The organism is Paenibacillus rhizophilus (assembly GCF_003854965.1).
GTDB lineage: Bacteria > Bacillota > Bacilli > Paenibacillales > Paenibacillaceae > Paenibacillus_AQ > Paenibacillus_AQ rhizophilus.
Genome location: NZ_RQPI01000001.1, coordinates 67,145 through 80,188, shown reverse-complemented (window position 1 = coordinate 80,188; position 13,044 = coordinate 67,145). Strand labels below are relative to the sequence as shown.

Annotated in this window: 17 protein-coding genes; all 17 read right to left on the bottom strand. The window is 53.4% G+C overall.

The genetic code is table 11. From position 1 onward, the window contains the following. Complete coding sequence (locus EH198_RS00395; RefSeq protein WP_124693583.1) at positions 1–867, bottom strand: heptaprenyl diphosphate synthase component 1; 867 nt, start codon at positions 865–867, stop codon at positions 1–3. 133 nt (positions 868–1,000) lie between these two features. Continuing rightward, the gene (locus EH198_RS00390) at positions 1,001–1,546 is read right to left on the bottom strand and encodes a hypothetical protein (protein ID WP_124693582.1); all 546 of its coding nucleotides are present in this window, start codon (positions 1,544–1,546) and stop codon (positions 1,001–1,003) included. A gap of 110 nt (positions 1,547–1,656) precedes the next feature. Next, positions 1,657–1,905, bottom strand: coding sequence for a trp RNA-binding attenuation protein MtrB (mtrB, locus tag EH198_RS00385; protein WP_124693581.1), 249 nt, complete (start codon positions 1,903–1,905; stop codon positions 1,657–1,659). A gap of 111 nt (positions 1,906–2,016) precedes the next feature. Then, on the bottom strand, positions 2,017–2,289 hold the full coding sequence (locus tag EH198_RS00380) for an HU family DNA-binding protein (protein WP_025691450.1): 273 nt from the start codon (positions 2,287–2,289) through the stop codon (positions 2,017–2,019). A 353-nt stretch (positions 2,290–2,642) separates the two neighbouring features. Then, positions 2,643–4,121, bottom strand: coding sequence for a stage IV sporulation protein A (spoIVA, locus tag EH198_RS00375; RefSeq protein ID WP_124693580.1), 1,479 nt, complete (start codon positions 4,119–4,121; stop codon positions 2,643–2,645). 14 nt (positions 4,122–4,135) lie between these two features. Next, the gene (locus EH198_RS24425; protein WP_124693579.1) at positions 4,136–4,318 is read right to left on the bottom strand and encodes a hypothetical protein; all 183 of its coding nucleotides are present in this window, start codon (positions 4,316–4,318) and stop codon (positions 4,136–4,138) included. A 260-nt stretch (positions 4,319–4,578) separates the two neighbouring features. After that, the gene (locus EH198_RS00365) at positions 4,579–5,370 is read right to left on the bottom strand and encodes a DUF3939 domain-containing protein (RefSeq protein WP_246014051.1); all 792 of its coding nucleotides are present in this window, start codon (positions 5,368–5,370) and stop codon (positions 4,579–4,581) included. Next, positions 5,364–5,732: a 2Fe-2S iron-sulfur cluster-binding protein gene (locus EH198_RS00360; protein ID WP_124693578.1), complete on the bottom strand. Its 369-nt coding sequence runs from the start codon at positions 5,730–5,732 to the stop codon at positions 5,364–5,366. Before EH198_RS00360 ends, EH198_RS00365 begins: the two co-directional genes overlap by 7 nt. Positions 5,733–5,778: 46 nt before the next feature. Beyond that, complete coding sequence (locus EH198_RS00355) at positions 5,779–6,378, bottom strand: hypothetical protein (RefSeq protein WP_124693577.1); 600 nt, start codon at positions 6,376–6,378, stop codon at positions 5,779–5,781. A gap of 78 nt (positions 6,379–6,456) precedes the next feature. Continuing rightward, entirely contained in the window at positions 6,457–6,636 is a 180-nt protein-coding gene (locus EH198_RS00350; RefSeq protein WP_124693576.1) for a DUF2768 family protein, read from the bottom strand. 106 nt (positions 6,637–6,742) lie between these two features. Continuing rightward, positions 6,743–7,015 carry a stage VI sporulation protein F gene (locus tag EH198_RS00345; protein ID WP_124693575.1) on the bottom strand — a complete coding sequence of 91 codons (273 nt, stop codon included), beginning with the start codon at positions 7,013–7,015 and terminating at the stop codon, positions 6,743–6,745. A gap of 81 nt (positions 7,016–7,096) precedes the next feature. Further along, the gene (locus tag EH198_RS00340) at positions 7,097–8,137 is read right to left on the bottom strand and encodes an NAD(P)H-dependent glycerol-3-phosphate dehydrogenase (protein ID WP_124693574.1); all 1,041 of its coding nucleotides are present in this window, start codon (positions 8,135–8,137) and stop codon (positions 7,097–7,099) included. Continuing rightward, a complete protein-coding gene (gene plsY, locus EH198_RS00335; protein ID WP_124693573.1) occupies positions 8,130–8,747 on the bottom strand; it encodes a glycerol-3-phosphate 1-O-acyltransferase PlsY in 618 nt (205 codons plus the stop codon). The genes EH198_RS00340 and plsY overlap by 8 nt, the downstream gene beginning before the upstream one ends. A gap of 12 nt (positions 8,748–8,759) precedes the next feature. Then, entirely contained in the window at positions 8,760–10,082 is a 1,323-nt protein-coding gene (gene der, locus EH198_RS00330; protein ID WP_124693572.1) for a ribosome biogenesis GTPase Der, read from the bottom strand. A 142-nt stretch (positions 10,083–10,224) separates the two neighbouring features. After that, on the bottom strand, positions 10,225–11,514 hold the full coding sequence (gene rpsA, locus EH198_RS00325) for a 30S ribosomal protein S1 (RefSeq protein ID WP_124693571.1): 1,290 nt from the start codon (positions 11,512–11,514) through the stop codon (positions 10,225–10,227). A 175-nt stretch (positions 11,515–11,689) separates the two neighbouring features. Continuing rightward, positions 11,690–12,277, bottom strand: coding sequence for a lysophospholipid acyltransferase family protein (locus EH198_RS00320; protein ID WP_124693570.1), 588 nt, complete (start codon positions 12,275–12,277; stop codon positions 11,690–11,692). Next, a complete protein-coding gene (gene cmk, locus EH198_RS00315; protein ID WP_124693569.1) occupies positions 12,274–12,984 on the bottom strand; it encodes a (d)CMP kinase in 711 nt (236 codons plus the stop codon). Before cmk ends, EH198_RS00320 begins: the two co-directional genes overlap by 4 nt. Positions 12,985–13,044 lie beyond the last annotated feature (60 nt).

Genomic DNA, 13,044 nt, shown 5'->3' with positions numbered 1-13,044 from the left:
CTATGCCTCCCCCGCAGCTTGTCCTGTAATTTTCGACTGCAAAAGGAAGCGGTCGAGCGCCGCCCGCAGCTCGCGGGTCAGGCTTTCGTCCCTGAGGTCCTGAATAATTCCCTGAATGGAATCCAACGCCTGGTGCAGCTTGTCCGTCAGCAGGGAATCACATTTATACTTCATCTTCAGCTTCTTCCAGTCTGTAAGCTCGAACTTCCGTTCCCGAAGCTGCCGTCTCTCGTCCTCGTTGCCAGCCTCCAGCAGATGCCAATAGCAGAATCCGTTCAGCGCTTCGGCAGGGGATGCTCCCCGCTTCAGCTCCAGCACCACCGTCTCGCACCGGCTGAACTCGTACAGCAGATTCTGCCAAGGGTCGGCCAGCCGATGATCGATCAGGGGCGTAAATGAACGGAACAGCCGCATATTCAGCTGCACCATAGCCTGCAAATAGGCTTCAGCCGTAAGCATCAGCTCTTGTGCCTTACTATACAGCTGGGCTTTAAGAACATTAAATTCAGCGATAGCCGAGCTTAAGGAACCGATGATTCCGATCTCGCCGCTCTTGGCCAAAAGATGGTAAAACCAGCTGCTGAAATAATCTCCCGCCAGCACCTTCAGCTGCCGCGGGCGCATGGCGTCCTCTCCTGAAGAGCCGGCCGGAAGGTCAATCGACTCATGGGTATCCAGTCCCAGCTGGACAAGGGCTGTAACGAGCGTATACAGCTCTGCATCAGGCTGCCGGGCAGCGCCATGGTTCAGAAATATATATAACAACGATCCCCGGGCATCCGGAAATGGCGGCAGCTCCGTATGCCGCTGAATCATGTCGTAGTCCGTATAAGATTTAGCCAGTTGCGGTATGCGGTACGGTTTCATTTGAGCCTCCGAGCCAATTTAAAGTATGACCGATCTTTTTGTTCACAATCTTGTCTATTATATCACATGTTTTTTGGTCGCGCACGGCCCTGTATCTCGCCGCTTCAAGCCTCCTAGTACCTTTTTACCCGGATTAGGGAGCAATGAACTGATTTTTCCACAGGCTGGTTTCACTGATCCGGAAAGCCGCCTTGAGCCGACCCGGAAGCGGAAAATTATCCGCCGTCTGAAGCTCGCCCAGCAGCTCGGGGGACAACTCCCGGCGTCTGGCGTCGGCGGCCAGCAGCAGGCGGGCCGTACCCAGCCATTTGTCTTCCGCAATGACTCTCAGCATAACCTGATCGACATTTTCCGTATCCCGGAAAGCGAAATAGAACGTCTTGGCCATATCGGCGTATACTTCTTTGGGCTGGAGACTGCTGTCCGTCACCTTCAAATCCAGCGTAAGCACCCCGTCTTCCCAATCGACGCTGCCGATGGACAGGGATAAATCCAGGCCACCCACAGCATCCACCAGGTTGCCGTTGCTCAGAACCATGCCGCTTGAACCAGGCGAGAAGGTTTCCAACGTTCCATGCACACGCACAGCGGAAGAATGGAGGCTCTCCATCTTCGGAAGCAGGACGGCGGACGCCGCCGTAAGCAGCATCGCCGCTCCGATCCACCATGTCCGGTTCATCGTTCATCCCCCTTTACGCCTTGCGGCATTGTCCGCGCACAGAAGAATAAGGACAGCATAGAGCGTATACCTTCTTATATGTCAAAAAAAAGCAGGCTATGCCTGCTGGTTCAGATCCCGCTTTCCAATTGTCCGTGCTTGGTCATAATCTCCGCCTTGCCGCGGATCTTCATCGCAGAGGTCTGATCGGTAAACTGGGCAATCATCACCTCGCCCTTGTCGAGCTTTTCGGTGTGATGGAAACGAGTATCCAGGCCTCTCGTAAGTCCGATCACCTGCACGCCGTTCTCCTTGGCCTTGACCACGATATAATCGCTTGCCGCTGCATCCTGGGCGGTCGCGTTTTTGCTGTCGCTCATCTCTAATCTCCTCTCTTCTAACCTGTCGCTTCCCGCTCTTAAAAATAAATGCCGCCTGGAAGGGCGGCATGAACTTACAAATCAAGATTATAGAACGGATATGTAGAAATCTTATTTGATTCCGTCTTTAAGCGCTTTGCCCGGTTTGAATGCCGGAACTTTGCTCGAAGGAATTTCGATTTCTTCACCGGTTTGCGGATTGCGGCCTTTACGTGCGGAACGCTCGCGGACTTCGAAGTTGCCAAATCCGACCAGTTGTACCTTGTCACCACCCTGCAAAGCTTCCGTAATCGCCTCGAATACGGCGTCTACCGCTTTGGTAACATCTTTCTTGGGAAGTTCAGTGGCTTCCGTCACTTGATTGATCAAATCAGATTTATTCATTTCTTCTCACCTCCCTGGATAATTCTCTGTTATTGTTCACTGTTTCCGTTTCAACGTAAAATATACGTGATTATTTCGTAAAGTGAAACATTGCCGGCATCCTTCCCCGGATGCGCAACAAATTTATAGTAATACAGGCCATCCATAATTTCAAGGCGTTCCTAAAAAAACAAGCTGAAATGATTTCCTGAACCTCCAATCCGCATACAATAGCCCCAAAAATGCGGTCTTGGCCTCGAATTTGCTCAGTGATTTCGCTCGTCTCCCGAAAAATTGCACATTCGATTCTATCAAAAAATGAGCGGGACCCCAAGGTCCCGCTCTTCCTATTTCCCTTCTAACTGCTGCGCTCCTTACAAGATAATGGCAATCAAGCCGCCTGAGCCTTCGTTGATGATACGGCCAAGCGTTTCTTGCAGCTTGTAGCGGGCGTTGTCCGGCATCATCGCAATTTTGCCCTGGATGCCTTCCCGGACGATGCTGTGCAGCGACCGGCCGAAAATATCCGACTCCCAAATTTTGATCGGGTCGTTCTCGAAATCCTGCATCAGGTAGCGGACAAGCTCTTCACTCTGCTTCTCCGTACCGATAATCGGCGAGAATTCCGATTCGACATCGACGCGGATCATATGGATGGAAGGAGCCGTCGCTTTCAGCCGCACTCCGAAGCGTGTGCCTTGGCGGATCAGCTCCGGCTCGTCGAGCGCCATTTCCGCCAGGGAAGGCGCGGCGATGCCGTAGCCGGTCGTCTTGACCATTTCCAACGCTTCCGCGAACCGGTCGTATTCCCGCTTGGCGTGGGAGAACTCCTGCATCAGCTGCAGCAGATGGTCCTTGCCGCGGATTTCGACACCGACGACTTCCATCAGCACCTGGTCGTACAGCTCTTCGGGCGCATACAGGTCGATTTCCGCGACGCCCTGGCCCATATTCATGCCGCTGAGTCCGGCTTTGTCGATAAAGTCATATTCCGTAAACTGGGAAACGAGCCGGTCGACGTCACGGAGGCGGCGGATATCCTTGACCGTATCGCGTACCGAATTCTCGTAATTGCTGCGCAGCCAGTGATTTTCGGGAAGCACCATCACCCAGCTCGGCAGATTGACATTCACTTCATGCACAGGGAATTCATACAATACTTCACGCAGCACGCCGGTGACATCTTCTTCAGTCATGGTGGCTGCGCTAAGCGACATGACCGGAATATCGTATTTGGCCGCAAGCTCGCCGCGGAGCTGCTGGGTTTCCTCGCTCCTAGGCCGGGTCGAGTTGATAACGAGCACGAACGGCTTGCCGACCTCCTTCAGCTCCGCAATGACGCGTTCTTCCGAATCTACATAGGAGCTGCGAGGAATCTCCGCAACGCTTCCGTCTGTCGTGACGACGACGCCCAGCGTTGAATGCTCCTGAATCACCTTGCGCGTGCCGATCTCCGCAGCCTCCTGGAAGGGAATCGGCTCTTCGAACCACGGCGTCGAGATCATCCGCGGACCGTTCTCGTCCTCATAGCCCTTTGCGCCATCAACCGCATAGCCGACGCAATCCACAAGCCTGACATTGACCTCGAGCCCCTCGGCCACTTTAATCTGAACCGCATTGTTCGGAACGAACTTCGGCTCGGTTGTCATGATCGTCTTGCCCGCCGCGCTCTGCGGCAGCTCATCCACGGCACGCACGCGGTCGGCCTCGCTCGTGATGTTGGGCAGTACGATCGTTTCCATAAAGCGCTTAATAAATGTCGATTTCCCCGTGCGGACCGCGCCGACGACTCCCAGATAGATGTCCCCGCCGGTACGTTCGGCAATGTCCTTGAAAATATCCACTTTTTCCAAAAGAGATCCCCTCCTCATATACTTCCGAAGAAAAATGCCTGAAGAGCATCGACTTCGCGCTTGCCGCCGGTGTTCATCGCCTGCAGGGCAATGAACCGGACTTCGCACTGCCCGGCTGAAGCTTGGTCCGTAAGGTCCGTAAGCTTTGCCCCGCGGTAAACTCCGAACGCTCGGACATGCATTTGGACTAGTATCATCATATGTACCCATTGCGGATTTATGACCTGCATTCACGCAATTTGAAGGTTGTTTCTCCTTAGGAGGAGCAATACACGGCTGGCGTTACCGGCACCCGGAAGCTTTCTCATCATGTATATGAGGATGGCACCCGAAATAGAACCCTTGTGAAGCGGAGGCCGGACAAACCCATAATCTTTAGGGTAACAGGAAAAAGACGGCTCCCTCGTCGGATATCCGCCTTTTTGAAAAAATGCGCGTATTCGGTTAGACCGTCACTTTACTTATCGGATAAAGGATGGGGAACAGGCTGCCCCCCCACCCAGTAATAAGGGAGCGATTTGACAGGGACAAACCAGGAATTTTCCAGCAAGTACGAGCGCAGATCCTCATCGGGAGCCGGCTGTTCTGTCCCCTTGTCCACCGCAGACATAATATCGAACACATAATCCGCGTATACGCTGCCAGTCCTGTCAATCATGAAATCCATCTCCTGGCCGGAATATACGCTGGTCAGCTTCAGGCTTTCCGTTCCGGCTTTTTTGCCGTCGACCGAATACAGGCCGGGGTACAGCTCTCCTGCAGCGGGCAGCTCGCCGCCATGGGACGAACGGTACAGATTCACCTTCCGCTGGACATCATTCACGGCCTGGACGGTTACGAGATCCATCACTTTGACCGTCGGATTCCTCTCCTCATCCAGCAGCAAAAAGTAGGCGCTGCCTCCTTTTTCGAAGGCCGTCGCCGGAATGGCGTCCAAATAGCCCCTTTTATTAAGCTTATCCAGATCAATCCGGAATTTCTCGTATCTCGGCGTCGTCTCGTCGGCATTCATGATCGGGAGCAAGCCTTCCTCTTTATAGTAATCATCGACAGCGGTCTGTATCTTTTTGACACTCTCCCGGTAGATGATGGCAGAACCGCTATCCTCCTTGCCGGGATACATGCAGCCCGACAGAAAAAGAGCAAGGACCAGAATACCCTGCAAACCGGCGGCGCGTAAAGACGGCAGTGTGCCCTCTCGAGTAATTTGCACCCGGCGAGTCATCCATCCACTCCGTATTCTTACCATAATTCATCCTCCCGGCCGCGCCGGGCTTCTTCCAGCCTGCGGCGCACGGCAGCTTTCAATGGGTCTTCGGGAACGGTAACATGGACGTCGCCCCATACCTCGGCTTGGCAGGCCAGACGCACGCCTTCGTTCAGTTGGCTGCCCAGCTTCCGGCGCTCGGCATCTCCGGGCGGTTTCACCGCTCCTGCTTCCTCCGCGGCCACCTTGACCTTGCACATCAGGCATCCGGCTTTCCCGCCGCACCGGGTTGCAATCTTGACGCCCGCCTTCCGCGCCGCCTCCAGCAGTGAAAGCCCTCTTGCCGCCTCGGTCTGCTGTCCCTCCGGGAGAAAGATGACCTTGTATCTTTTATGCGGTTTCATCGATGTTATTATCCTCCTAATGGTGATTCAAGTAAGAATCGCACTCTTAGGAACAAAGCGCCGAAACGCCTAGAAGTTCTCCAAGCAGCCCGATATGGGAATTCTCCAGCGAATTGCGCCGGATCAGGTTTTGCAAAAGAGGCAGATGCGCCGGTAAATTTTGTCTCATGACGGCGGCGATCGCCTCAAATCGGTCTCTTCGTCCGCGCAGCACGTTGAATACAAATTCATGGGCCAGCGGCATAAGGCACAGCCTTCCGATTCCGGGGTAATCCTCTACAGGCGCGTTCCCCCGTAAAACCCCGGTCTCCACACAGTACTTCGAAGGACCGCTGCACACCTCGAACCCGCAAACGAGTTCCAGATGATAATTTCCCAGCCGGTAATGGCCGATTAGCGAATAGCATCCGCGGCTCCGGTCTTCGGCCGGCTCTCCGCAGGCATATCGGCTGAGAGCCGCATGAAGCCTGCCTGCAGCTTCCAAGTCCGCATACACATCAATATCACGGGGAGGAGCCGCCAGCTGAACATGGTGCAGCAGCAGTCCGCAGCTCCCCCCTAGCAGCCATAACGGCGGGTCTCCCTCACCCGCAGCGCTTAGTGCGTCAACAGCCTGTACAATAGCCTGACGCAACTCCTGTGGCATTGTATTGCCGCCCAACATTTCTTCACGCCCCATTCCTTCAAAAATCGCAATACGATTCAATCCGAAATATGTAACGGCTTACATAATTGAGGCCGCGCCGCCAAGCAGCCCGATAAGCATAGTCAGAAAAGCGATGACAGACAAAACTCCGCGAAGAAGGCCTTTCGTCCTGCTGCGGGCAAACGTAATGAGAAATACGGACAACCCCATAATCAAAATGGCAATCAGGGACAGCCACATTTTCGTCATCGGGTCCATGCGTACGCCTCCATTCAGCTGGAATTGTAGTTATATTATAACACGGCCGCAAAAAAAAGAGCATCCGAACCGCCAGGTCCTTCTGCTCTTTTGGAAAAGAAAACTCTTATTTTTTCAGCATCATTTTCATTAAGCTTTCCATGCTGCTCGAACTCCCGGTCTTCTTCACCGCACTGATAATTTCTTTGATCGTGTCTTCGCTCACCGGCACTTTGGCCATCGCGGACACCTGCTTGATCAATTGGCGGAGCTGGGCTTCACTCTGCAGCGTTCCCGGTTTGACCGTACTGGCCAGTTTTTTAACGGCGCCTTCCGAGATGTTTTTGCCCGTCTTTTTATTAATGGCGTTCAAGGCGTCCTTGGAAAAATTTCGGCTCATTTTCTAATCCCTCCTCCGTCAATCCCCGATACAGCATATGAGGATATCCGGCGAAAGGTGTTGGGCGTACCTTAGTTCGCTTTAGGTATGCCACTGCTCCCAGGTTTCCTGGGAGATGGATTCCAATTCCGCCTTCGGATCGCGTCCCATAAGTGCCTCAACTGCTTCCCGCGGACTCCGGCCCTGGAACAGCACATGATAAATTTGATCCGTAATCGGCATTTGGACACCCAATTTGGCGGAAATGGCATAAGCCGCCTGGGTTGTGCGGATTCCTTCAACCACCATGCCCATCGACTCCAGCACCTCATCCAGCGGCTTGCCCTGCCCGAGCAGAGAACCCGCCCGCCAGTTGCGGCTGTGCTTGCTTGTCGCCGTTACGACCAGATCGCCGATTCCGGCCAGACCGGCGAACGTCAGGGGATTCGCCCCGAGTTCCACGCCGACACGGGAGATTTCCGCAATTCCCCGGGTAATCAGCGCCGCCTTGGCATTATCGCCGTAACCGAGACCATCGGACATTCCAGCCCCGAGCGCTATGATGTTCTTGAGCGCTCCAGCCAGTTCCACGCCTACCATATCCCGGTTCGTGTACACCCGGAAGTCGTTGTTCATGAACAGATCCTGCGCCAATACCGCGGCTTTTTCATCCAGCGAAGCGACAACGACTGTCGTCGGGCAATGACGGACAACCTCCTCCGCATGGCTCGGCCCGGACAGGACAACGATACGTCCCTCATCGCACCCGAGCTCCTCGGATATCACCGTGGACATCCGTTTCATCGTCTCCGTCTCAAAGCCTTTGGTCGCATGAACGCATAGCATATCATCCTTCCAGTAAGCCTTCAGACTGCGGGCGACCTGGCGCATGCCTGAAGAGGGAGCCACAATGACAACCGCCTTGGTGTCCCTAACCGCCTCTTCCATATCGGTCGTGGCGATGATGCTTTCAGGCAGAACAACGCCAGGCAAATAATGCTCATTCGTATGGTTGGAATTGATTTCGTCCGACTGAACTTTATTTCGCGTCCACAGATAAACCTCCGGATGGTTCGCCGCCAGAACGCTTGCCAGCGCCGTTCCCCAACTGCCCGCGACCAGTACGGCGATTTTGTCAGACAACGCGTTTCCCTCCTTTGGATTTGGAACCGATTTTATTCTCGCGCCGTTGCGCGATTTTAATTATATTCGTCCGGTGCCGCCAAAATGCAAAGACGGCGATGATGAGGCTCGTCCAGAGCACCGGATATGTAAAGCCGGTGAACAGCAGGAACACCGGTGTCAAAGCAACGAACAGAAGCGAGCCGAGCGAGACATAGCGGGTAACAACGATGGCCAGAATCGCGATAATTCCGGCATACAACGCGGGCATTAAGGATAACGTCGCCATAACGCCGATCGTGGTTGCTATCCCTTTGCCCCCTTTGAAATGAAAGTACAACGGCCAGTTATGCCCGATTATGGCAGCGATGCCGCAAGCGGCGGCGACTCCGCTTCCCCAACCGTCCGCCCATACTCCAAGCCAAACGGCGATAATGCCTTTAAGCACGTCCAGAACAAGTACCAGTATGGCGGGTCCTGTTCCAAGAACCCGCAGTGTATTGGTTGCCCCGGCATTACCGCTTCCGTATTGCCTTATATCAATACCCTTGAGCAGCTTCGCCAGCAGAACGCTAAAGCTGACAGAGCCAAGCAGATAGCTGATTACAATTACCGCAATTTCAAACGCCACGCTTCTTCTCCCCTATTCATCGTCGGATTTACGCCGTGTAAAGATTCGGATCGGCGTTCCCTCAAAATTGAACGCACCGCGGATTTTGTTCTCCAGATAACGCTCGTAGGAGAAATGCATCAGTGACGGATCATTCACGAATACAACAACCGTCGGCGGCTTCACCGCCACCTGCGTCACATAGTTGATGCGCAGACGGCGTCCCTTGTCGGTCGGCGGCGGGTTGATCGCAACGGCATCCGATACGACATCGTTGAGCAGATGCGTGGCGATGCGGAGGGAGTGCTGCTGTGCGACATGCTGTACAATAGGCAGCAGCTTATGCAGGCGCTGCTTCGTCAGCGCGGACAAAAAGACGACCGGCGCATAAGTCATGAACAGAAAATGGTCGCGGATCTTGTTCTCAAAGTGCTGCATCGTCTTGTCGTCTTTCTCGACGGCATCCCACTTGTTGACTACGAACATCGACGCCTTGCCGGCATCGTGGGCATACCCGGCGATATGCTTATCCTGGTCGATAATGCCTTCCTCGCCGTTAATGACGACAAGCACGACATCCGCTCGTTCAATCGCCCGCATGGCGCGCATCACGCTGTATTTTTCGGTCGTTTCGTACACTTTTCCGCGCTTGCGCATACCGGCCGTATCGATGAGAACATACCTCTGTCCATCGCGTTCGAACGGTGTATCAATCGCGTCGCGTGTCGTGCCCGCCACATCGCTGACAATTACGCGCTCCTCGCCGAGAATTGCGTTGACCAGCGACGATTTGCCTACATTCGGGCGTCCGATTAGCGCAACGCGGATCACATCTTCATCATACTCTTCATCCTTGGGCTCCGGAAGCTTCTCCGTAACCGCATCCAGCAGATCGCCGATTCCGGTGCCATGGCTGCCGGAAATACCGATCGGATCGCCGAATCCCAGGCTGTAGAATTCATAGATGTCCTCAGCCCGCTTCATATTATCCACTTTATTGATCGCCAGAATCACCGGCTTGCCCGACCGGAACAGCAGCTGGGCCACTTCTTCGTCCGCATTCGTCAGTCCGCTCTTCGCTTCGCACATGAATACGATAAGGTCCGCTTCCTCGATCGCAAGCTCCGCCTGAACACGGATGGATTTTAGAATCGTATCCTCGCCATCAATCTCGATACCGCCCGTATCGATTACGCTGAACGCCTTGCCGTTCCATTCCGATACGCCGTATATCCGGTCCCGGGTAATTCCGGGCTTATCCTCAACTATAGCCAGCCGATCGCCGATCAGCCGGTTGAAAATCGTCGATTTCCCGACATTGGGCCTTCCTACGATGGCCACAACGGGTCTTGCCATGTTTCATTCCTCCTGTCTTTCTTACGTTTCCCATCATAGCAAAAAAGCTTATCTTTGGCTAACGCCTAAAAACACAATCGGCGAACCCTCAAATAAAGGGTTCGCCGATAAGTATACCCGTTATGTCAGACAAAAAGAGGAATTATTTCTCCTTGAATTTGTCCAGTTTGTCGCCAAAACGTTCGGCCAGCGTAAAGCTGAGTCCTTGGTTGCTAAGCGAAACGTTAGGGTTGTCGAGCACTTCTTTAGGCGCCCGGTCTCTGTTTCTCTCCGGCTTGGCACTTGGCGCTGGAGCTTCTTCCGTTTCCTTGATGCTTAAGGAAACGCGCTTCTCGGACGGATTGAAATCCAGAACCTTAACTTGTACCTCTTGTCCTTCCTTAAGCACTTCATGCGGCGTGCCGATGTGCTTGTGGGAAATTTGCGAGATATGCACAAGGCCTTCAACGCCCGGGAACAGCTCGACGAACGCACCGAAGTTGACAAGGCGTTTTACTTCGCCTGTTACTACATCGCCGATATGAATTTTGTCGGCAGCCGTATCCCAAGGACCAGGCATTGCCGCTTTGATGCTCAGGCTGATTTTGCCTTTTTCCGGATCGACCTTCAGTACTTTCACACGTACTTTGTCTCCCTCGGAAATCACATCGGAAGGCTTGTCAACATGGCTCCAAGCGATTTCGGATACGTGAACCAGTCCGTCAACGCCGCCCACATCGACAAACGCGCCGAATTGGGTCAGACGCTGTACAGTACCTTCGATGATTTGGCCTTCGGAGAGCTCGGACATAATTTTTTGCTTGTTGGCTTCGAATTCTTCTTCGAGCACTTCTTTGGCGGAAAGAATAACTTTGCCGTTCTCACGGTCAAGCTCTTTCACTTTTACGCGCAGCGTACGTCCTTTGTAATCGCTGAAATCTTCAACGAAATGACGCTCAACCATGGAAGCCGGAATAAATCCGCGGGCGCCTACGTCGGCAACCAGACCGCCTTTGACTACGTCGGCGACGGTAACTTCGAAAGCTTCCTGGGAATTGTAGTAATTCTCCAGGTCATCCCAAGATTTCTCGCTGTCTACAGCGCGCTTGGAAAGAACGAGGCTTTCCTTGTTGTCATTGATGCTGACAACCTTGCATTCCACTTCTTGTCCGACTTCGACTGCCGAAGCGGCATTGTCGAGCTGAACGGAAGACAATTCGCGAATCGGAATGACGCCGTCATATTTATATCCAATGCTGACATAAGCTTGGTTATCTTCGATTTTGACGATCGTTCCTTTCACGGTGTCGCCTTTTTTCAAGGAAATGATTTGCTCCAGCTCATCCTGGCTTGCCATTTCCTCTTGGTTGTTAGCAGCGGAATCTACCGCTTCTACGGATTCATTGTTTACCACATTCTCCGCAGCTTCCTGATTTCTTATTTCTTCAGACATGTGATTACCCTCCTCGATTCAAAACCCCATTTATTTAAACCCGCACTAGAGCAGGGTTCAAAACATACATCTTTAACGAAAGCCCCGCTTTAATTTGTTACTTCCCTATTATGTGCCAAAAAATAACGGCTATGCCGCTTTTCGGCAGAGGAATCATTTCGCTTCTTAAATCGCTTCAGTTGCCGCTGGGCTTGCCGGTTTCCAGCATCTCACGAATCCGGGCCATGATCAGATTGGTAACCGCTTCAGCCGAATCGCTGCCGCCTGCGGCATATTCGCTCAGATTAATCGGAGCGCCGTAAACGACGACCATCCGGCGAAATGGCTTGTAATGGCCGATAATCGCCGCCGGAACAACAGCCGCGCCACTGCGGAGAGCAAAGGTTGCCGCTCCTTTTTTGGCAATTCCGCTGTCACTGTTCCGCGTCCCTTCCGGGAAAATCCCCATTACTTGCCCGCCCCGGAGCAAATTAAGCGCCGTTTTAATGGATTCCTTGCTTACGCCGCCGCGTTTCACCGGAAAAGCGCCAAGTTGTCTGACCAATTGGCCGAGAACCGGAATGTTGAACAGCTCCGCCTTGGCCATATAGTTCACTTTGCGCTTCAGCTTGATGCCCATAGTCATGGGATCAAGCAGACTGGTGTGGTTGCCGCACAGCAGCACCCCGCCCTCTTCCGGAATATTTTCTCTTCCGACTGTCTTCAGCGGGAACAAGACGGCATAAATCATGCGCAGCAATCCTCGGCAAATGACATAAATCATAAATGATTTCTCTCCCCGCCAACATAAGATCTGCAGTGGGACACGATCGTCTCCACAACCTGAGCGATATCCATCGACGTCGTATCGAGCAGAATGCTGTCCTCCGCGCGTCGCAGCGGCGATATTTTCCGATTCTGATCGAGATGGTCGCGCTGTGCAATATCGTTCTCAAGCTGTTCCAGACTCACCTGCTCCTTATCTTTCAGCTCTTTGTAGCGGCGGAGTGCCCGCTCCTCCACGCTTGCCGTCATGAAAATCTTCACTTCGGCATCCGGCAGCACGGTCGTGCCTATATCGCGCCCGTCCATCACGACCCCTTTGACAAGCGCCATCTCACGCTGCAAATGGCTTAGTCTGGTTCGTATGGACTCTATTCCTGCATACTGCGATACCAAGCCGCTGACCTGGAGGCTGCGGATATGAGGTGTAGCGTCTTCCCCATTGATCAACACTCTCTGCACTTCTTGTCCCGGTATTAATTCAATCACCATATTTCGCACTGTTTGAAGCACGTTATCGTGATCTTCCGGCTTAATGCCTTTACGGATCAAATACCAGGTAACGGCCCGGTACATCGCTCCCGTATCGACATAAATGTAAGAAAGCTTCTGTGCTACCATTCGGGCTACTGTACTTTTGCCTGCCCCGGCAGGTCCGTCGATGGCGACGTTGATTCTGTCCAAAGTATGTGTCCCCTGCCTAACCAAAGGGGCATTCCTCCTCAAAATAAAGCCAAGACCGCTCTTGACGGGTGTTTCTTCCCGAAA